This is a genomic window from Pseudomonas sp. NFX5, assembly GCF_049132125.1.
Classification (GTDB): domain Bacteria; phylum Pseudomonadota; class Gammaproteobacteria; order Pseudomonadales; family Pseudomonadaceae; genus Aquipseudomonas; species Aquipseudomonas marginalis.
The window spans coordinates 26,736-44,552 of sequence record NZ_JAFMZG010000012.1; the positions used below are offsets into that span (position 1 = coordinate 26,736).

The 17,817-nt window shown below is 62.3% G+C and carries 15 protein-coding genes; 10 read left to right on the forward strand and 5 right to left on the reverse strand.

Translation table 11 applies throughout. From position 1 onward, the window contains the following. Positions 1-5: 5 nt before the first annotated feature. A complete protein-coding gene (gene sbcB, locus J1N02_RS07405; protein WP_098478845.1) occupies positions 6-1,433 on the reverse strand; it encodes an exodeoxyribonuclease I in 1,428 nt (475 codons plus the stop codon). Between the two features lie 166 nt (positions 1,434-1,599). Here sbcB and J1N02_RS07410 point away from each other — a divergent pair, with 166 nt between their 5' ends. From J1N02_RS07410 to J1N02_RS07435, 6 genes are read left to right on the forward strand one after another with little or no spacing between them, the layout of a single operon-like run. Next, complete coding sequence (locus tag J1N02_RS07410) at positions 1,600-2,292, forward strand: RDD family protein (protein WP_098478844.1); 693 nt, start codon at positions 1,600-1,602, stop codon at positions 2,290-2,292. Then, a complete protein-coding gene (locus tag J1N02_RS07415) occupies positions 2,289-3,269 on the forward strand; it encodes a stage II sporulation protein M (RefSeq protein ID WP_092358380.1) in 981 nt (326 codons plus the stop codon). The genes J1N02_RS07410 and J1N02_RS07415 overlap by 4 nt, the downstream gene beginning before the upstream one ends. Then, positions 3,256-4,776 carry a DUF4129 domain-containing protein gene (locus J1N02_RS07420; RefSeq protein WP_092358378.1) on the forward strand — a complete coding sequence of 507 codons (1,521 nt, stop codon included), beginning with the start codon at positions 3,256-3,258 and terminating at the stop codon, positions 4,774-4,776. The genes J1N02_RS07415 and J1N02_RS07420 overlap by 14 nt, the downstream gene beginning before the upstream one ends. Beyond that, a complete protein-coding gene (locus tag J1N02_RS07425) occupies positions 4,773-5,930 on the forward strand; it encodes a DUF4350 domain-containing protein (RefSeq protein WP_421147249.1) in 1,158 nt (385 codons plus the stop codon). The genes J1N02_RS07420 and J1N02_RS07425 overlap by 4 nt, the downstream gene beginning before the upstream one ends. Next, positions 5,927-6,922 (forward strand): AAA family ATPase, encoded by a 996-nt coding sequence (locus tag J1N02_RS07430; protein WP_027605515.1) that lies wholly within the window; start codon positions 5,927-5,929, stop codon positions 6,920-6,922. Before J1N02_RS07425 ends, J1N02_RS07430 begins: the two co-directional genes overlap by 4 nt. A gap of 7 nt (positions 6,923-6,929) precedes the next feature. Next, positions 6,930-8,261 carry a DUF58 domain-containing protein gene (locus J1N02_RS07435; protein WP_027605514.1) on the forward strand — a complete coding sequence of 444 codons (1,332 nt, stop codon included), beginning with the start codon at positions 6,930-6,932 and terminating at the stop codon, positions 8,259-8,261. Positions 8,262-8,321: 60 nt separating this feature from the next. On the opposite strand, the gene J1N02_RS07440 is transcribed toward J1N02_RS07435, so the two are convergent. Together J1N02_RS07440 and J1N02_RS07445 are read right to left on the reverse strand one after the other, a co-directional pair. Continuing rightward, positions 8,322-8,681, reverse strand: coding sequence for a PilZ domain-containing protein (locus J1N02_RS07440; protein WP_098478843.1), 360 nt, complete (start codon positions 8,679-8,681; stop codon positions 8,322-8,324). Between the two features lie 225 nt (positions 8,682-8,906). Beyond that, a complete protein-coding gene (locus tag J1N02_RS07445; RefSeq protein WP_025854787.1) occupies positions 8,907-9,281 on the reverse strand; it encodes a hypothetical protein in 375 nt (124 codons plus the stop codon). Positions 9,282-9,456: 175 nt separating this feature from the next. Here J1N02_RS07445 and pyk point away from each other — a divergent pair, with 175 nt between their 5' ends. Further along, entirely contained in the window at positions 9,457-10,908 is a 1,452-nt protein-coding gene (gene pyk, locus J1N02_RS07450; RefSeq protein WP_027605512.1) for a pyruvate kinase, read from the forward strand. Between the two features lie 98 nt (positions 10,909-11,006). Here pyk and J1N02_RS07455 read toward each other — a convergent pair whose 3' ends face one another. Further along, the gene (locus J1N02_RS07455) at positions 11,007-11,756 is read right to left on the reverse strand and encodes an enoyl-CoA hydratase-related protein (RefSeq protein ID WP_405125475.1); all 750 of its coding nucleotides are present in this window, start codon (positions 11,754-11,756) and stop codon (positions 11,007-11,009) included. A 30-nt stretch (positions 11,757-11,786) separates the two neighbouring features. Next, positions 11,787-12,719 carry an iron-sulfur-binding ferredoxin reductase gene (locus J1N02_RS07460; RefSeq protein WP_115487190.1) on the reverse strand — a complete coding sequence of 311 codons (933 nt, stop codon included), beginning with the start codon at positions 12,717-12,719 and terminating at the stop codon, positions 11,787-11,789. A gap of 217 nt (positions 12,720-12,936) precedes the next feature. Here J1N02_RS07460 and J1N02_RS07465 point away from each other — a divergent pair, with 217 nt between their 5' ends. From J1N02_RS07465 to J1N02_RS07475, 3 genes are all read left to right on the forward strand, one after another. Continuing rightward, positions 12,937-14,460, forward strand: coding sequence for a fumarate hydratase (locus J1N02_RS07465; protein ID WP_027605509.1), 1,524 nt, complete (start codon positions 12,937-12,939; stop codon positions 14,458-14,460). Between the two features lie 219 nt (positions 14,461-14,679). Further along, complete coding sequence (locus J1N02_RS07470; protein ID WP_027605508.1) at positions 14,680-16,446, forward strand: ATP-binding protein; 1,767 nt, start codon at positions 14,680-14,682, stop codon at positions 16,444-16,446. Next, positions 16,440-17,774 carry a sigma-54-dependent transcriptional regulator gene (locus J1N02_RS07475; protein ID WP_421147250.1) on the forward strand — a complete coding sequence of 445 codons (1,335 nt, stop codon included), beginning with the start codon at positions 16,440-16,442 and terminating at the stop codon, positions 17,772-17,774. The genes J1N02_RS07470 and J1N02_RS07475 overlap by 7 nt, the downstream gene beginning before the upstream one ends. Positions 17,775-17,817 lie beyond the last annotated feature (43 nt).

The following is a 17,817-nucleotide window of genomic DNA, read 5'->3' on the forward strand; positions in this document are numbered from 1 at the left end:
CGCTATTACCGATTCACACGAGCGGCTAAAGAGTCGGCATATCTCTGCCATTGCTCCAGCACCTGCTGCTGAAACGGCGTCGCACTAACGGCCAACTCCTGCCGAGCGTGATTAAATGCCTCCAGGGTATTCGGCGCGCCGAATTCAGGATTTGCCAAACGTTGCTGACAGAAAAGTTTCCAACGTTGTAGCTCCTCGCCGTTCAGCGTATCGGGGAAGTTACGCGCCCGGTAACGAAACAATAATTCAGGCAAACGGTGATCATCAAAAGGCCACTGCTGGCTGGCTAACTGCGCAGGTTCCGCCGCCCGGACTTGCTCGCATAACCGTCGATCACGATCCCCGATAAAACCTTCGTAAAGCTGCTGTTCCGGGTCTGCGCTCGGGGCAAAATCTTCCTCGGCGTAAATAACCGCCAACTTATCGCGCCAAAGTGCCTGTGCGTCAGTTAGCCGCAGGGCTCGCGCCTGGCAAATATCCATATCCAATTGCAGGCGTTCACGATCCTCGGCCCGCAGTACGTTCAAGGGCGCGACCACGGGGCAACGGTTGATATGCACCAACTTGAGCGGCACCGGCAGTTCACCTTCGGCAAGGTCCTCGCGACGGGTATACAGGCGTTGGCGCAAGGCAGCGGCATCCAGGTCCAGCAGCCCCTGGGGATCGAGCCCAAGGTCGCAGACAATCAGTGCATTGCGGTTGCGCGGGTGCCAGGCCAGGGGCAGCACGACCCCCAGGTAATGACGCTCGGCGGAAAAACGTCCGGAGATATGCACCATGGGTTGCAGCAGGCGCACCTGGTCCATCACCCGTTGCTTGCTGCGCAGTTGAAACAGCCAGTCGTACAGCTTGGGCTGCTTCTCGCGCACCAGGCGCGCCAGGGCGATGGTGGCACGTACGTCGGATAACGCATCGTGGGCCTGGCCATGGTCAATGCCGTTGGCGGCGGTCAGGCGCTCGAGCTTGAGGGTCACGCGCCCATCCTGCTGCGGCCACTCGATGCCTTCCGGGCGCAGGGCGTAGGCAGTGCGAACCACGTCGATCAGGTCCCAGCGGCTGTTACCGCCCTGCCACTCCCGCGCGTAGGGGTCGAAAAAATTGCGATACAGGCTGTAGCGCGTCATTTCGTCGTCAAACCGCAAGGTGTTGTAACCTGCGCCGCACGTCCCCGGGGCCGCCAGTTCGGCATGTACACGGGTCATGAAATCGGCCTCGGCCAGGCCTTTTTCCGCCAGTATTCCAGGGGTTATACCGGTAATGGCACAGGCGGCGGGATGGGGCAGGATGTCGTCGCTGGGCTGGCAGTAAAGATTGACCGGCGGGCCGACCTCGTTGAGATCGAGGTCCGTACGAATGCCGGCAACCTGCAGTGGGCGATCGCTGCGCGGGTTGATGCCGGTGGTTTCATAGTCGTACCAGAAAATGGAGGTCACGGGCTATTCCTGTGCTGAAGATCGACGAAGTCTAGGCGTTCAGCCGTGTTCGGAGCCAGCACCAATTCCACTGTACAAACATCCAGCAAAACCTTGAGTAGTTGCTTCCATCACGGACACTGTTAGCATCCGTGTCTCCAGCCGCTCTGCACTGCCAAGGATCGCGATGCCATCAGCCCCATTGGACACCCTCTACCAGATCGAGACCCCGGAGGGCATCGACCTGCCGCTGCGCCCAGCCGGCCTGGTGCCACGGGCGCTGGCATTTGCCTTCGACCTCGGCGCGCGTGCAGTGATCATGGGCGTGCTGCTGGTGCCATTGGCGTTGCTCGGCAATATAGGTGTTGGCCTGGGATCGCTTCTGCTGTTCCTGGTCAGTTGGTGGTACATGGTGCTGTTCGAGGTGCTCAACCAAGGCTGCTCACCGGGCAAACAGGTCATGGGCTTACGGGTCGTGCAGGACGACGGGACCCCTATAGGCTGGTCGGCGTCGCTGATCCGCAACCTCCTGCGGTTTGTCGACATGCTGCCTTTCGGCTACTTTCTCGGCGCCATCAGCTGCCTGCAACATCCTCACTTCAAACGCCTTGGCGACCTGGCCGCCGGCGCCCTGGTGGTCTACCGCGAACAGCCGCTGGCACGTCCCCAGGTGCCCCAAGCTGCAGCCCTGCGCTTGCCGTTTGCCCTGGACCTGAGTGAACAGCGAGCGATTCTTGGCTTCGCCGAACGCCAGGGCGAACTGTCCCCTGAACGGGTACACGAACTCGCCTCGATCCTTGCGACGCCGCTGCAGGTGTCCCCGGCCCGCGCCGTGGAGCAACTCAACGGTGTGGCCCGCGGCCTGCTGGGGCCGACATGAAGCAGAGTCTTTTCGAGAGCCGTTACCAACACCAATGGCAAGCGTTTGCCGAACAACTGAAGCAGTTGGAACACGGCAAGGCCAAGGCCAGTGATATGGCCGATTTCCCTCATCAATACCGGCGTCTATGCCAGCTCCTGGCCCTCGCCCAGGAGCGCGGCTACAGCAGTTACCTGGTGGATCCCCTGCAACAACTGGCATTGCGCGGCCATCAACAACTGTATCGCCACCGCAGCCAATTGGCCGCGAACGTGCTGAGTTTCGTCCTGGCCGATTTTCCGCGTCTGGTGCGAGAACAGTGGCGTTTCGTGTTGATTGCCAGCCTGCTGTTCTTTGGCAGCCTGCTGGGCATTGCCCTGCTGGTCTACCTGTTTCCCGACCTGATCTACAGCATTGTCAGCCCCCAGCAGGTGGCAGAGATGCAGGGCATGTATGACCCCGAGGCCAGCCGGCTGGGGCGCGCTGCCGAACGTGCTTCGAGCGAAGACTGGATGATGTTTGGCTACTACGTGATGCACAACATCGGTATCGCCTTTCAGACATTTGCCGCCGGCTTGCTGTTCGGCCTGGGCAGTGTGTTTTTCCTGATATTCAATGGGCTGATCATCGGCGCGATTTCCGGGCACCTGACCGAAATCGGCTATGGGCAGACCTTCTGGTCATTTGTCATCGGCCATGGGGCCTTTGAGTTGACGGCCATTGCACTCGCCGGTGCCGCGGGCCTACAACTGGGCTGGGCGTTGATCGCCCCGGGGCAACTGACCCGTGGCGAATCCCTGCGGCTCGCCGCTCGCAAGAGTGTGCAACTGCTGTGCGGTGTCATGGTGTTCCTGCTGATCGCAGCATTTATCGAGGCCTACTGGTCTTCCACCACCCAGATCGCCCCTTGGATCAAATACCTGGTGGGTGCTGCACTTTGGCTAATGGTGGCGGCTTACCTGACCCTTGCCGGACGGACTCGCCATGCGCCTGAGTAATGCCAGCGTGGCGATTCGCCCGCGTACCGCATGGGAGGCCATGGACCTTGGGGTATTAATGGCCCGGGAGCATCGCCTGCTGTTGATGAGCAGTTGGGCGCTGGTGACCCTGCCGGTTTTTGCCCTGCTTACCGCGTTGCTATGGAAATACCCGTCCACAGCCGTGTTCCTGTTCTGGTGGCTCAAACCGGCGTTCGACCGCTTGCCTTTATATATCCTCTCCAAAGCCCTGTTCGGCGAAACACCCAGCCTTAAGCAGGCCGTGCGCCAATGGCCAAGACTGCTTAACCACCAACTGCTGGCCAGCCTGACCTGGCGCCGACTTAGCCTCAGCCGCAGTTTTATAATGCCGGTCAGCCAGCTCGAAGGCCTGGACGGCCAGGCGCGCCAGAAACGCCTGGGCGTGCTGCAGCAGCGCAATGCCGGTGCAGCGCGCTGGTTGACCACCGTTGGGGTGCACCTGGAAATCGGCTTGTGGTTCGGCTGCATGGCGCTGTTCTATCTATTCATTCCGCAACAGCTTGAACTGGATTGGGATTGGCAACGGTTGGCGCTGGCGACGGGCTCCGAGGGGGTCTGGCTGGAACACTTGAGCAATGCCTTCTACGCCTTGATCCTGGTGTTTTGGGAGCCCATCTATGTCGCCTGTGGTTTCAGCCTTTATCTCAATCGCCGCACCCTGCTGGAGGCGTGGGACCTGGAGCTGGTATTCCGCCGCCTGCGCCAGCGTCTGAGCAGTGTGGCGCCACTGTTAGTGCTGGTGATCGGGCTGACCTTGCTGCCATTCAACCCGCCCGCCATGGCGGATGACGCCAAGCCACTGCCCCCCCAGAGCGCAAGCCAGTCCATCAAGTCGCTGCTGGACAAGCCGCCCTTCAAAAATCCGGAAACCGTCACCCGCTATCGCTTTGGCGAAGAAAAGTCCGTCGTTAAAAACAAGGCACACAGTGACGGCAAACTTCCGGCGTGGCTGCAGGCACTGCTGGACAACCTCAACAGCAACACGTTCAAGCCTGTCGCCCAAGGCCTGGAAGTGCTGTTATGGAGCCTGCTGATCGGTGGCGTGGCCCTGGTGGCCTGGCGTTATCGGGACTGGTTGCGCACCTTTGTCAGCCTGCGCGGGGCACGTACACCCAAAGCAGCGAAACCACCACCCGCGCAATTGTTCGGCCTGGAACTGGGCGCCGAGACCCTGCCCGAGGATATCGCCAGCGCCGCCGAGCAACTCTGGTCTACCCAGCCACGGGAGGCCCTCGGCCTTTTGTATCGTGGCCTGCTGAGCAGGTTGCTGCATGACTTCAACCTGCCCCTTAGAAGCGCTGACACCGAAGGCGAGGTCCTGCAACGGGTTCACCAGTTGCAGCAGCCGCAGTTGCTGGCCTTCAGTGATGAATTGACGCGGCACTGGCAAAACCTCGCCTATGGCCATCACCTGCCCCCGGTCTCAGTCCAGCAGACATTGTGCAACGATTGGCGTGCCCTGTTCAGTGCGGGAGGCGCCCGATGAACCGGCCATTACTGTGGGTGGGGCTGCTGTTGGCGTGCCTGCTTGGAGCGGGCGGTTTTTACGCATGGAGCAAAGCGATCCCCTATGAAGAAGTGGTGGACCGCGGCCCCTCCCCGGAAGCCCTGGCCAATCCTTACCTGGCAGCCGAACACTTTCTGCGCCTGCAAGGCCTGGCCGTTGAGCGCGCCAATGGCCTGGAACGCCTGGCGAGCCTGCCCGCCAAGGGCAACAGCCTGCTGTTGCTGGGCGAACGCGGCAACATGTCGCCACGCCAGGCAGGGCAACTCCTGGACTGGGCCAGGTCCGGCGGCCATCTACTGGTGGTCGCCGAGGCCCTGTGGGACGAAGAAACCGGCAAGAGCGGCGACCTGCTGCTCGATCGCCTGCCTATCCACCAAGTCCTCAGCGATGAACCCGATGCCCCGGCCCCAGCCCGCAAAAATAAAGCACCGGACCTGACCAAACTGTATGTCGACAACGACACAGCCCCGGTCTATTTCAGTTTCGAGACCGACTTCAACCTTATCGACCCCAAGCACCTGGCACAATTTTCAGCCAATAGCGCCCGGTCGAGCCACTTGATGCAACTCGACCTCGGGCAAGGCCGCGTAACGGTGATCACCGACAGCGAGCTGTGGAAAACGCCGGACATTGGCAAACACGACAATGCCTGGCTGCTGTGGCATCTGACCCAGGGCACTGCCGTAACCTTGTTGTTCAACGGCGATGTAGATGACCTGTTCACCCTGCTGCTGCGTTATTTCCCCCAGGCGCTGGTGGCGCTCACTGCCCTGATTGCCCTGGCACTCTGGCAGGCAGGTATGCGCCAGGGCCCAATCCAGGCGCCCGCCCCCAAGGCACGCCGGCAATTGCAGGAGCACCTGAAAGCCAGCGCCGACTTCCTGCTGCGTCGCAGCGGCCAAGGCACCCTGTTGCAGGCCTTGCAGCGCGACATCCTGCGCGCCGCACGGCGGCGTCACCCCGGCTTTGAACATCTCGACAACACGGAACAGGGGCGAGTACTTGCCCACCTGACGCGCCAACCCTCCCACGTCATCAGCCAGGCCCTCGGCCCACTCCCGACGAAACGGCTATCCAGTGCCGATTTCAGCCGGCAGGTGGCGTGCCTGCAAACCCTCAGGAATGCCCTATGAGCGAATTTCCCAGCGCTACCACCCTGCCCGGCGACTCTCTGCAACGCGCCAGCCAGCAGGCCCAGGCCCTGCGCATTGAACTGCGCAAGGCGGTGATCGGGCAGGATCAGGTAATCGATGATGTACTCACCGCGCTGATCGCCGGCGGCCACGTATTGCTCGAGGGTGTCCCCGGGCTGGGCAAGACCTTGCTGGTACGTGCCCTGGCCCGTTGCTTTGACGGCGAATTCGCGCGGATCCAGTTCACCCCGGACCTGATGCCCAGCGATGTCACCGGCCACGCGGTGTACGACCTGCACACCGAACAGTTCAAGCTGCGCAAGGGGCCAGTATTCACCCACTTGTTGCTGGCCGACGAAATCAACCGCGCTCCGGCCAAGACCCAGGCAGCCCTGCTCGAAGCCATGCAGGAACGGCAAGTCACCCTCGAAGGCGAGGCGCTGCCCATTGGCCAGCCGTTCATGGTACTTGCCACGCAAAATCCCATCGAACAGGAAGGCACCTACCCCCTGCCGGAAGCCGAACTGGACCGTTTCATGCTCAAGGTACGCATGGACTACCCCGATGCGCAGCAGGAACTGGATATGGTGCGCGAAGTGACACGCTCATCACGGGCCGACATGCTGGACGTGCACCCGTTGCGCACCGTGCTGAAGGCCGAGGACGTGCTGCAACTGCAGCTGGTCGCCAGTGAACTGGCCCTGGATGAACACGTGCTCGACTATGCCGTGCGCCTGGCGCGAGCAACCCGCAGCTGGCCGGGACTGGCCATAGGCGCCGGCCCGCGAGCCTCCATCGCCCTGGTACGCGGCGCCCGCGCACGGGCCTTGTTACGTGCAGGCGAGTTCGTCACACCGGATGACATCAAGGACTGTGCCCTGGCGGTACTGCGTCATCGGGTACGTCTTGCGCCAGAACTGGATATAGACGGGCTGGAGGTCGACCAGGTGCTCAAGCAGCTGCTGGACCAGATTCCGGCCCCCCGGCAATGACCCGTCCATGAAACCGACCCGTCTGTTATTAGCCTGGCTCAGCGTACTGCTGGGCTTGAGCATCCTGCTGGGCGCTGCGGCCGCCTTGCAGCTCAAGGTACCCGAGACCTTGCACTCAATAACATGGGGCTTGCTCCTGGCGCTGTTGCTGCTGGCCATGCTCGACGCGCTGCGACTGCGCCGCCGACCCTCACCACGCGTGCACCGGCAGATGCCCGGCAGCCTGGCGCTGGGGCGCTGGGGCGAAGTCCGCCTGTCCCTGGAACATGACTACCCACAGGCGCTGACAGTGCAGGTGTTCGATCACGTCCCCGACGGGCTGAGCGTGGAAAACCTGCCCCAGTCCATCGAACTGCACCCTGGTGAACGCAGTGAGCTGGGTTATCGCCTGCGCCCCTTGCGGCGTGGGCATTTCGCGTTCAGTCGCTGCGAAGTCCACCTGCCCAGTCCCTTGGGGCTCTGGTCTGCACGGCGTTTTATCGAAGCCGAGGATGCCACCCGCGTCTACCCGGACTTCGCCCGCCTGTACGGGGCACAACTGCTGGGTGTGGATAACTGGTTGAGCCAACTGGGGGTCCGTCAACGGCAACGACGAGGATTGGGACTGGAGTTTCATCAGCTGCGCGAGTTTCGTGAGGGCGACAGCCTGCGGCAAATCGATTGGAAAGCGACCGCGCGGCAACGTACCCCCATCGCCAGGGAGTATCAGGACGAGCGCGACCAGCAGATCGTGTTCATGCTCGATTGCGGCCGACGCATGCGCAGCCAGGATGACGAGCTGTCCCATTTCGACCACGCCCTCAATGCCTGCCTGCTGCTTAGCTACGTGGCCCTGCGCCAGGGCGATGCGGTGGGGTTGTGCACCTTTGCCACTGACCAGCCACGCTACCTGGCACCGGTCAAGGGCAGCAGCCAATTGAACCTGTTGCTCAATACGGTCTATGACCTGGACACCAGCCGCCGAACCGCCGACTACCAGGCAGCGGCCAGCCAACTGCTGGCCCGGCAAAAACGGCGGGCATTGGTCATTATTGTGAGCAACCTGCGGGATGAGGATGATGAAGCCCTGCTCTCCGCCGTCAAGCGCATCAGTCGTCAACATCGGGTGCTGGTGGCAAGTATGCGTGAGGAAGTACTCGATCGACTGCGCCAATCCCCCGTACAAACCTTGCCCGAAGCCCTGGCCTACAGCGGTACTGTCGACTACCTCAATACTCGGGATGAATTGCATGACCGCATGAACGCCCACGGTCTGTCGGCGTTGGATACGTTGCCATCAGAAATGGGGGCGGCCCTGGTGACACGCTACCTGGGTTGGAAGAAAGCCGGAGTATTCTAAAAAAGCGCACGACTGCGGCAGGGATGGCAGCACCCCGGCCGCGTCGACAGCGCGCCGCTTCTAGGCCGAAGCCTGCAAGGAATCAAAACTGAAGTACTGCAACAGCACGTTGATCAGTTGCCCATATTCCTCGGGGGCTTCAAGCACGCTGAACCCGGAATCATAGTGCTGCGGGTTGATATCTTCATGGCTCCACAGGCAGGTCGCCGTGATGTCAATGACATGGAACGTGTCGTCAGCCCCGGGTATCTTCAAACGCAACTCGAAGTCCACATCGACCATCATGGGTAACTGGCTGACCAACATCAGCCCGTCGTCAGAGACGTTACCCAAAAAACCTATGGGTTTGTCGGTGACACGGTTAAACACTTGCAGGAAATACGGTAGTTGATGCCGCTCGATCCGTCGGTCGGTAAACATGGTGAGATCGCCATCCAGTGGCCATGACTCTGGCCGTGCCAGTGATTCGGAACGAGCGCAATTGCTCGCTCTCCCTGGATCTCGGTGTGACAACGGACAACATTTTGTCACTCGACAGCTGCCGAATCCGGGCCCTGCATCCGTTCGAATAGAAACTTGTACAAACGAACGTTGAAAGAATAGCCCAAGACTGGCAACGGGCCAGTTATTAAATGACGAATGCCATTACAAAGAGGCGGGCCGCGGCTGTGCCACGCTCGCACCGGGGTAATGGCCCAGTTGCTGCAAGGTATCCAGCCTCGCGCGGGCACGGTAGGCGTACTCGCTCGACGGGTACTGGTTAATGATGAATTGATAGGTTTGCACGGCGTCGACGAACAGTTTCTGGCGTTCCAGGCATTGCCCGCGCAACATCGAAACTTCCGGCTGAACATAACGCCGGGTACGGCTCTCGCGGTCGACCTGGGATAGTTCCAAAGTGACACGCTCGCAATCACCGACCTTGTACGCACGGTAGGCATTGTTCAAATGGTGGTCCATCGACCAACGGGTGCAGCCGACAACACTGACGGCCAGGGCAGCAATGAGCAAAATTCGCATGAAGGTTCTCCTGTCTTGTGCAGTGTATCGACCCCTCGTCAAAAATCTTCAAGGATGTTCATCTATTCAACCGGCACGAAAACAAGCGAATCGTCGATAAGTAGTGCAAACGAACAATGACTACAACCAAAGAGCATAGTAGCCTTCCTCAGCGCTTGAACTCAGGAGTCTGTGCATGTCCGTCCGTCGTACCAAAATCGTCGCCACCCTTGGCCCGGCCAGCAACTCGCCGGAAGTCCTCGAACAGCTGATTCTGGCTGGTTTGGACGTTGCCCGTCTGAACTTCTCCCACGGCACCCCGGACGAGCACAAGGCTCGCGCCAAGCTGGTGCGTGACCTGGCCGCCAAGCATGGCCGCTTCGTCGCACTGCTGGGTGACCTGCAAGGCCCGAAAATCCGTATCGCCAAATTCGCCAACAAGCGTATCGAGCTGAAGATCGGTGACAAATTCACCTTCTCCACCAGCCACCCGCTGACCGAAGGCACCCAGGACGTCGTGGGTATCGACTACCCGGACCTGGTCAAGGATTGCGGCGTCGGTGACGAGCTGCTGCTGGACGACGGTCGCGTGGTGATGCGCGTCGACACCGCGACCCCGACTGAATTGAATTGCACTGTGATCATCGGCGGCCCGCTGTCCGATCACAAAGGCATCAACCGTCGCGGCGGTGGCTTGACCGCCCCAGCCCTGACTGAAAAAGACAAGGCCGACATCAAGCTCGCCGCTGAAATGGAAGTGGACTACCTCGCCGTGTCCTTCCCGCGCGACGCTGCCGACATGGAATACGCCCGTAAACTGCGCGACGAAGCCGGCGGTACCGCCTGGCTGGTGGCGAAGATCGAACGCGCCGAAGCCGTGGCCGATGACGAAACCCTCGACGGCCTGATCAAGGCATCCGACGCGGTGATGGTTGCCCGTGGCGATCTGGGTGTGGAAATCGGCGACGCCGAGCTGATCGGCATCCAGAAAAAGATCATCCTGCACGCGCGCCGCCACAACAAAGCGGTGATCGTCGCGACCCAGATGATGGAGTCGATGATCCAGAACCCGATGCCGACCCGCGCCGAAGTGTCCGACGTGGCCAACGCCGTGCTCGACTACACCGACGCCGTGATGCTCTCGGCCGAAAGTGCCGCCGGCCCGTACCCACTGGAAGCCGTGCAGGCCATGGCGCGTATCTGCGTCGGTGCCGAAAAGCACCCGACCAGCAAGACCTCCAGCCACCGCATCGGCAAAGTGTTCGAAAGCTGCGACCAGAGCATCGCCCTGGCCGCCATGTACACCGCCAACCACTTCCCGGGCGTGAAAGCGATCATTGCCCTGACCGAAAGTGGCTATACGCCGTTGATCATGTCGCGTATCCGTTCTTCGGTACCGATCTACGCGTTCTCCCCGCACCGCGAAACCCAGGCCCGTGCGGCCATGTTCCGTGGCGTGTACACCGTGCCGTTCGACCCGGCGTCGTTGCCGCCCCATGAAGTCAGCCAGGCGGCCATCGACGAGCTGATCAAGCGCGGCGTAGTGGAGAAAGGCGACTGGGTCATCCTGACCAAAGGCGACAGCTACCACACCATCGGCGGCACCAACGGCATGAAGATCCTGCACGTTGGCGACCCAATGGTCTGAGTGACAGGCTGAAAACCAAAAGCCCCGCCATGTGAATGGCGGGGCTTTTTGCTTTCCGTGTGGCAGGGAGCATGTCGAATCGTCGCACCCACATGGGGTTAACGCCTGCCCATAAACCCCGACAGCGCCGCAATCGCTTCCGGCGACTTCAAGCGCTGCACAAACAACGCCCCCTCTTCCTCGATCACTTGCCGCAACTGCTCACGGTCCACGCTCTTCATCAACTGCTTGCAGACCTGCACCGCTCCCGGCGCCAGGGTTTCAAAGCGCTCGGCCATCTCCCGCGCCTTGGCCAACGCCGCCTCGCCACTGCCCAACGCTTCGGTAGCAATCCCCCACGCGGCCGCTTGTTCGCCGCTGAAGCCCTCACCCAGCAACAGCAGTTCAGCCGCCTTCGCGTGCCCCAATAAACGCGGGAGGATCAGGCTCGACCCAAACTCCGGGCACAGCCCCAAATTGACGAACGGCATGCGTAACCGTGCATCGCGGCTGATGTACACCAGGTCGCAATGCAGCAGCAGGGTCGTGCCGATCCCCACCGCCGCACCCGCTACGGCTGCGATCACCGGCTTGCGGCAGTTGAGCAGGCTTTTCATAAAGTGAAACGGCGGGCTGTCGAGGTCGCTGGGCGGCTGTTCAAGAAAGTCGCCGATATCGTTGCCGGCGGTAAAACACTCGCTGCTGCCCTGGATCAGCACGGCATTGATCTGCGGGTCCGCATCGGCCTGCTCCAACGCCTCGGCCAATTGGCTGTACATGGCTCGGGTCAGGGCGTTTTTCTTATCCGGGCGATTGAGCTGCAGGGTCAGCAGCCCGCGCTCGCGTTGCAGCAGGATGGCGTCGGTCATGGCGAATCTCACGGCAGTGGAATTCAGCACTCAACCACGGGGCAGGAACACATCGGCCAGCAGTTGATTGCGCGGCAGCCCCGCCAGGAACAGGCGCTTGGAGAAGGCCTCGACGCTGACAGGATGCCCGCAGAGTAAGGCCAGGGTTTGCCGGGAAACAAGCCGCAGTTGCGCCAATGCCTGGGCCGACTGCGCCGCAGTCCACAGCTCCACCGTCAGGTTCGGATGACGCGCAGCCAGTTCGGCCAGGGGCTCGGCCAGGTAATGACCGTCGGCATCATGGGCCAGGTGAATCATACGGATGGCGCCCTGGTGATCCTGGCGCAACGCCTCGCGCAGCACACCCCACAGCGGCCCCAGGCCGGTACCGGAAGCCAGCAGCCACAGCGGCCGGGATTGCCAGTCGGGATCGTATTGCAGTGCTCCGCCACGCAGTTCTCCCAGGCGCAGGCGATCACCCACCGACAACGCGCGCGCGGCATCGCTGAATGCGCCGGGCTGGCGGCAATCGATATGAAACTCCAGGAAGGCATCCTCCTGAGGCAGGCTGGCCAGGGAATAAGGCCGTGCCACCTGCCCGGCCCACAACACCATGTGCTGCCCGGCGCGATACCGCAGTCCACGCTCCGCTTGCAGCCGCAGGCGCAGCACCGAGGTATTCAACCAATCGGCCCCCACCACCTGGGCCGGCAGGCCGTCCCGCAGCGGGTCGAACGCCTCGACCTGCAGATCGCCGATCACCTGGCACTGGCACGCCAGGCGCCAGCCCTCCTGGCGTTGTGCCGGGCTCAAAGCAGCGGGCTGCCGGTCCTCGACCTCGCCCTGGCACCGCACCAGGCAAGCATGGCAGCTGCCGGCACGGCAACTGTAAGGCACGGCCACACCCGCCTGGTTCAAGGCATCCAGCAGGTTGCTGCCGGTGGCTACCGACCAATGGTGTTCGCCGACGTACAGTTCAGGCATAGCAGGACTCGATCACAAGGGGCGCGCACAGGGAATCATGCCTGCGACAGTTTGACCATAGTCGGGTGTATCGGCCACCGTGCCGGGTTATACTGCCGCGCCTTTTTAGCGTCGCGCCTGCACCACTTGGCGTGCCTTGGAAAGGTGGACTCAGCCGACCGATGCACCCCACTGAGCCCACCTTTATTGAATGTTCCCTTATAGAGGAGCGCGACTCATGACCGTGATCAAGCAAGACGACCTGATTCAGAGCGTTGCCGACGCCCTGCAATTCATTTCCTACTACCACCCCGTTGATTTCATCCAGGCGATGCACGAGGCCTACCTGCGCGAAGAATCGCCGGCAGCCCGTGACTCCATCGCGCAGATCCTGATCAACTCGCGCATGTGCGCCACCGGCCATCGCCCGATCTGCCAGGACACCGGTATCGTCACCGTGTTCGTGCGCGTGGGCATGGACGTACGTTGGGATGGCGCCACCATGGGCCTGGACGACATGATCAACGAAGGCGTGCGTCGCGCCTACAACCTGCCGGAAAACGTCCTGCGCGCCTCCATCCTGGCCGACCCGGCCGGTGCGCGTAAAAACACCAAGGACAACACCCCGGCCGTGATCCACTACTCCATCGTCCCGGGTAACACCGTGGAAGTGGATGTGGCGGCCAAGGGCGGCGGTTCCGAGAACAAGTCGAAGATGGCCATGCTCAACCCGTCCGACTCGATCGTCGACTGGGTGCTCAAGACCGTTCCGACCATGGGCGCCGGCTGGTGCCCACCGGGCATGCTCGGCATCGGCATCGGCGGCACCGCCGAAAAAGCCGCGGTGATGGCCAAGGAAGTGTTGATGGAATCCATCGACATCCACGAGCTGAAAAAGCGCGGCCCGCAGAACCGTATCGAAGAAATGCGCCTGGAGTTGTTCGAGAAGGTCAACCAACTGGGCATCGGCGCCCAGGGCCTGGGTGGCCTGACCACAGTGCTCGACGTAAAGATCATGGACTACCCGACCCACGCCGCTTCGCTGCCGGTGTGCATGATCCCCAACTGCGCCGCCACCCGTCACGCGCACTTCGTGCTCGACGGTTCGGGCCCGGCGTCGCTGGAAGCGCCACCGCTGGACGCCTACCCGGAAATCGTCTGGGAAGCCGGCCCATCGGCCCGTCGCGTCAACCTCGACACCCTGACCCCGGAAGAAGTGCAGAGCTGGAAGCCGGGCGAAACCGTACTGCTCAACGGCAAGATGCTCACCGGTCGCGACGCCGCGCACAAGCGCATGGTCGAGATGCTGAACAAGGGCGAAAGCCTGCCGGTGGACCTCAAGGGTCGCTTTATCTACTACGTCGGCCCGGTTGATCCGGTGCGCGAAGAAGTGGTTGGCCCGGCTGGCCCGACCACCGCGACACGGATGGACAAGTTCACCCGTCAGATCCTCGAGCAAACCGGCCTGCTGGGCATGATCGGTAAATCCGAGCGCGGCCCTACCGCGATCGAAGCGATCAAGGACCACAAGGCCGTGTACCTGATGGCCGTGGGCGGCGCCGCTTACCTGGTGGCCCAAGCCATCAAGAAGTCGCGTGTAGTGGCCTTCGCCGAACTGGGCATGGAAGCGATCTACGAGTTCGACGTGAAAGACATGCCGGTCACCGTTGCGGTGGACAGCAAGGGCGAATCCGTCCACATCACCGGTCCGGCCATCTGGCAGAAAAAGATCAGTGAAAGCCTGGCGGTAGAAGTGCAGTAAGCACCCTCCCCCAAGACTGAGGCGACCGCGGCCCATGGCCCGGTCGCTTTTTTATTGCCTGCTGATTCACCTATGGCAAGCGGGTTTATTGTGGTGAGCGGGCTTGCCCCGCTCACCACAAGAAGCCCACTCTCCCTTCAGCCACGACAGCCCCTCACCACAAGACCCAAGCCGCTCATGCTATGGTGCACTCCCCTTACCGTGCCTGCCCATCACCGTATGATCGTGATCCCTCGCCCGCTGCGCCTGACCTTCTACTCCCTGCTGATCATCGCCGGTGCGCTGCTGGCCGCGGCCTTGGCCACGCGCCATGCCGAACGCCAGGCTTTGGTGGACGATGCGGCCCGCGCCAACCAGCAGCTGGCGCTGTACGCCAATTCCCTGCACACCCTGATCGAACGCTACCGCGCCCTGCCCGCCGTGCTGGCGCTGGACTCGGAGATGATCAACGCGCTCAAAGGCCCGTTGGACGCCGGCACCCAGGACCTGCTCAACCGCAAGCTCGAACGCATCAATGGAGCGGCGCAGTCCTCCACCCTGGAGTTGATGGACCGCACCGGCCTGGCCGTGGCCGCCAGCAACTGGAACTTGCCGAGCAGTTATGTCGGGCACAACTACGCGTTTCGGCCGTATTTCAGCCAGACCAAGAGCCAGGGCACCGGGCGCTTTTACGCGGTCGGCGTAACCACCGGGATCCCGGGGTATTTCCTCTCCAGCGCCGTGCTGGATGAACACGAGCAGTTCCTTGGCGCCATGGTGGTGAAACTGGAATTCCCTGAGCTGGAGCGCGAATGGGCCCAGGGCGATGACCTGTTGCTGGTCAGCGACGCACGCGGCATCGTGTTTATCGCCAACCAACCGGGCTGGCGTTATCGCAACCTGCACCCGTTGTCGGCCAGCGATCTGGTCGAACTCAAGGCCACCCGCCAATACGACAAGAAACAACTGCAGCCGCTGGACACCCAGACGTTGCAACGCTTCGACGAAAACAGCCACCTGATGCGCGTCAACGGCCCCGATGGCAACGCCAATTACATCTGGGAGTCCCTGCCGCTGAAGGCCGAGGGCTGGACCCTGCACCTGTTGCGCAAACCCCAGTTCGCTTTTGAAGACCAGCGCAACGCCGGCCTTGCCGCCGCCGGCTCCTGGCTGGCGCTGGTGTTCCTGGTGCTGTTCCTCAGCCAACGCTGGCGCCTGGCCCGTTTGCGCCAGCGCAGCCGCGAAGAACTCGAACAGCTTGTGGAAGAGCGCACCCAGGCCCTGCGCACGGCCCAGGATGGCCTGGTGCAATCGGCGAAATTAGCGGCGTTGGGGCAGATGTCCGCCGCCCTCGCCCATGAGATCAACCAGCCCCTGACCGCCCAGCGCATGCAGTTGGCGACCCTGCGGTTGCTGTTGGACCACGGTCGGGTGGACGACGCCTACAAGGCGCTGACCCCACTGGACGATATGCTCACACGCATGGCCGCGCTGACCGGCCACCTCAAGACCTTTGCGCGCAAAAGCCCCAGCGGCCTGCGCGAACGCCTTGACCTGGCCACCGTGGTCGACCAGTCCCTGCACCTGCTCGACGCGCGCCTGCGTGATGAAGCCATCGGCACCGTGCTGGACCTGACCCGCCCCGCCTGGGTACGCGGCGACGCGATCCGCCTCGAACAGGTGCTGATCAACCTGCTGCGCAACGCCCTCGACGCCATGGCCGACAAACCCCGCAAGCGCCTGGAAATCCGCCTGCATGCCGACCAGCAACTGTGGCAACTCACGGTCAGCGACAGCGGCGGCGGGATTGCCGAAGAGCACCTCAACAGCGTGTTCGACCCGTTCTTTACCACCAAGCCGGTGGGCGACGGGCTCGGCTTGGGCCTGGCGGTTTCCTACGCTATCGTGCACGAATTGGGCGGGCGCCTGAGCGCCAGTAACCGTGGCGACGGCGCGGTATTCACCCTGACCTTGCCTATCGCGCTGGAGACACCCGACTTATGTTGAACGCGGTGATTGTGGTCGATGACGAAGCCAGCATTCGTACGGCCGTCGAGCAATGGCTGAGCTTGTCGGGGTTCGAGGTGCAGTTGTTCAGCCGCGCCGAAGCCTGCCTGGCGCAACTGCCCAAGGACTTTCCCGGGGTGATCCTGAGCGACGTGCGCATGCCCGGGCTCAGCGGCCTGGAGCTGCTGGCCGAAGTGCAGCGCCGTGACGCCGACCTGCCCGTCATCCTGCTGACCGGACATGGCGATGTACCGATGGCCGTCGAAGCCATGCGCGACGGCGCCTACGACTTCCTGGAAAAACCCTTCAGCCCCGATGCCTTGCTCAACAGCCTGCGCCGCGCATTGGACAAGCGCGGGCTGATCCTCGAAAACCGCCGCCTGCACCAACAGGCCGATCATCGGGCACAGTTGGAGTCGAGCCTGCTCGGCGTGTCCCGTGGCTTGCAGAACCTGCGCCGGCAGGTACTCGACCTGGCCACCTTGCCGGTCAACGTGCTGATCCGTGGCGAGACCGGCAGCGGCAAGGAGCTGGTCGCCCGCTGCCTGCATGACTTCGGCCCCCGTGCGAAAAAACCGTTTGTGGCGCTCAATTGCGCGGCGATTCCCGAGCAACTGTTCGAGGCCGAACTGTTCGGCCACGAAAGCGGCGCCTTCACCGGTGCCCAGGGCAAGCGCATCGGCAAACTGGAGTACGCCCATGGCGGTACCCTGTTCCTCGATGAAATCGAAAGCATGCCCCTGGCCCAGCAAGTGAAGCTGTTGCGGGTGTTGCAGGATCAGAAGCTGGAACGCCTGGGCTCCAATCAAAGCATTCATGTGGATTTACGCATCATTGCCGCGACCAAGCCGGACCTGCTGGAAGAAGCCCGCGCCGGGCGCTTTCGCGAAGACCTGGCCTATCGGCTGAACGTTGCACAACTGCGCCTGCCGCCCCTGCGCGAGCGCCGCGAAGACATCCCGCTGCTGTTCGATCACTTTGCCCAAAGCGCCGCCGAGCGCCTGGGCCGCAGCGTGGAACCGCTGAGCGGCGCGCAGTTGGGCCGCCTGCTCAGCCATGACTGGCCGGGCAATGTGCGCGAGCTGGCCAACGTCGCCGAACGCCAGGTGCTGGGCCTTGGCGAACCGGAGCCGGAAGGGATCGAAGCCGGGCAATCGCTGGCCGCGCAGCAGGAGGCGTTCGAGGCCCATTGCCTGAAGGCTGCATTGACCCGGTATAAAGGCGATATCAAGGCGGTGCTGGCGGAGTTGCAGTTGCCACGGCGCACCTTCAACGAAAAGATGCAGCGCCATGGGTTGGCCAGGGACATGTTCCTGAAAGACGAATGAGCGGATTTCCGCTCATCACCCTCAAAAACATCAGCGACTTTCC

Bases quoted from the DNA above. Each gene is read 5' to 3' on its own strand.
- J1N02_RS07410 (WP_098478844.1), top strand. From the start codon at position 1,600: ATGCCATCAGCCCCATTGGACACCCTCTACCAGATCGAGACCCCGGAG.
- J1N02_RS07415 (WP_092358380.1), top strand. From the start codon at position 2,289: ATGAAGCAGAGTCTTTTCGAGAGCCGTTACCAACACCAATGGCAAGCG.
- J1N02_RS07420 (WP_092358378.1), top strand. From the start codon at position 3,256: ATGCGCCTGAGTAATGCCAGCGTGGCGATTCGCCCGCGTACCGCATGG.
- J1N02_RS07425 (WP_421147249.1), top strand. From the start codon at position 4,773: ATGAACCGGCCATTACTGTGGGTGGGGCTGCTGTTGGCGTGCCTGCTT.
- J1N02_RS07430 (WP_027605515.1), top strand. From the start codon at position 5,927: ATGAGCGAATTTCCCAGCGCTACCACCCTGCCCGGCGACTCTCTGCAA.
- J1N02_RS07435 (WP_027605514.1), top strand. From the start codon at position 6,930: ATGAAACCGACCCGTCTGTTATTAGCCTGGCTCAGCGTACTGCTGGGC.
- J1N02_RS07440 (WP_098478843.1), bottom strand. From the start codon at position 8,681: ATGTTTACCGACCGACGGATCGAGCGGCATCAACTACCGTATTTCCTG.
- J1N02_RS07445 (WP_025854787.1), bottom strand. From the start codon at position 9,281: ATGCGAATTTTGCTCATTGCTGCCCTGGCCGTCAGTGTTGTCGGCTGC.
- pyk (WP_027605512.1), top strand. From the start codon at position 9,457: ATGTCCGTCCGTCGTACCAAAATCGTCGCCACCCTTGGCCCGGCCAGC.
- J1N02_RS07455 (WP_405125475.1), bottom strand. From the start codon at position 11,756: ATGACCGACGCCATCCTGCTGCAACGCGAGCGCGGGCTGCTGACCCTG.
- J1N02_RS07460 (WP_115487190.1), bottom strand. From the start codon at position 12,719: ATGCCTGAACTGTACGTCGGCGAACACCATTGGTCGGTAGCCACCGGC.
- J1N02_RS07465 (WP_027605509.1), top strand. From the start codon at position 12,937: ATGACCGTGATCAAGCAAGACGACCTGATTCAGAGCGTTGCCGACGCC.
- J1N02_RS07470 (WP_027605508.1), top strand. From the start codon at position 14,680: ATGATCGTGATCCCTCGCCCGCTGCGCCTGACCTTCTACTCCCTGCTG.
- J1N02_RS07475 (WP_421147250.1), top strand. From the start codon at position 16,440: ATGTTGAACGCGGTGATTGTGGTCGATGACGAAGCCAGCATTCGTACG.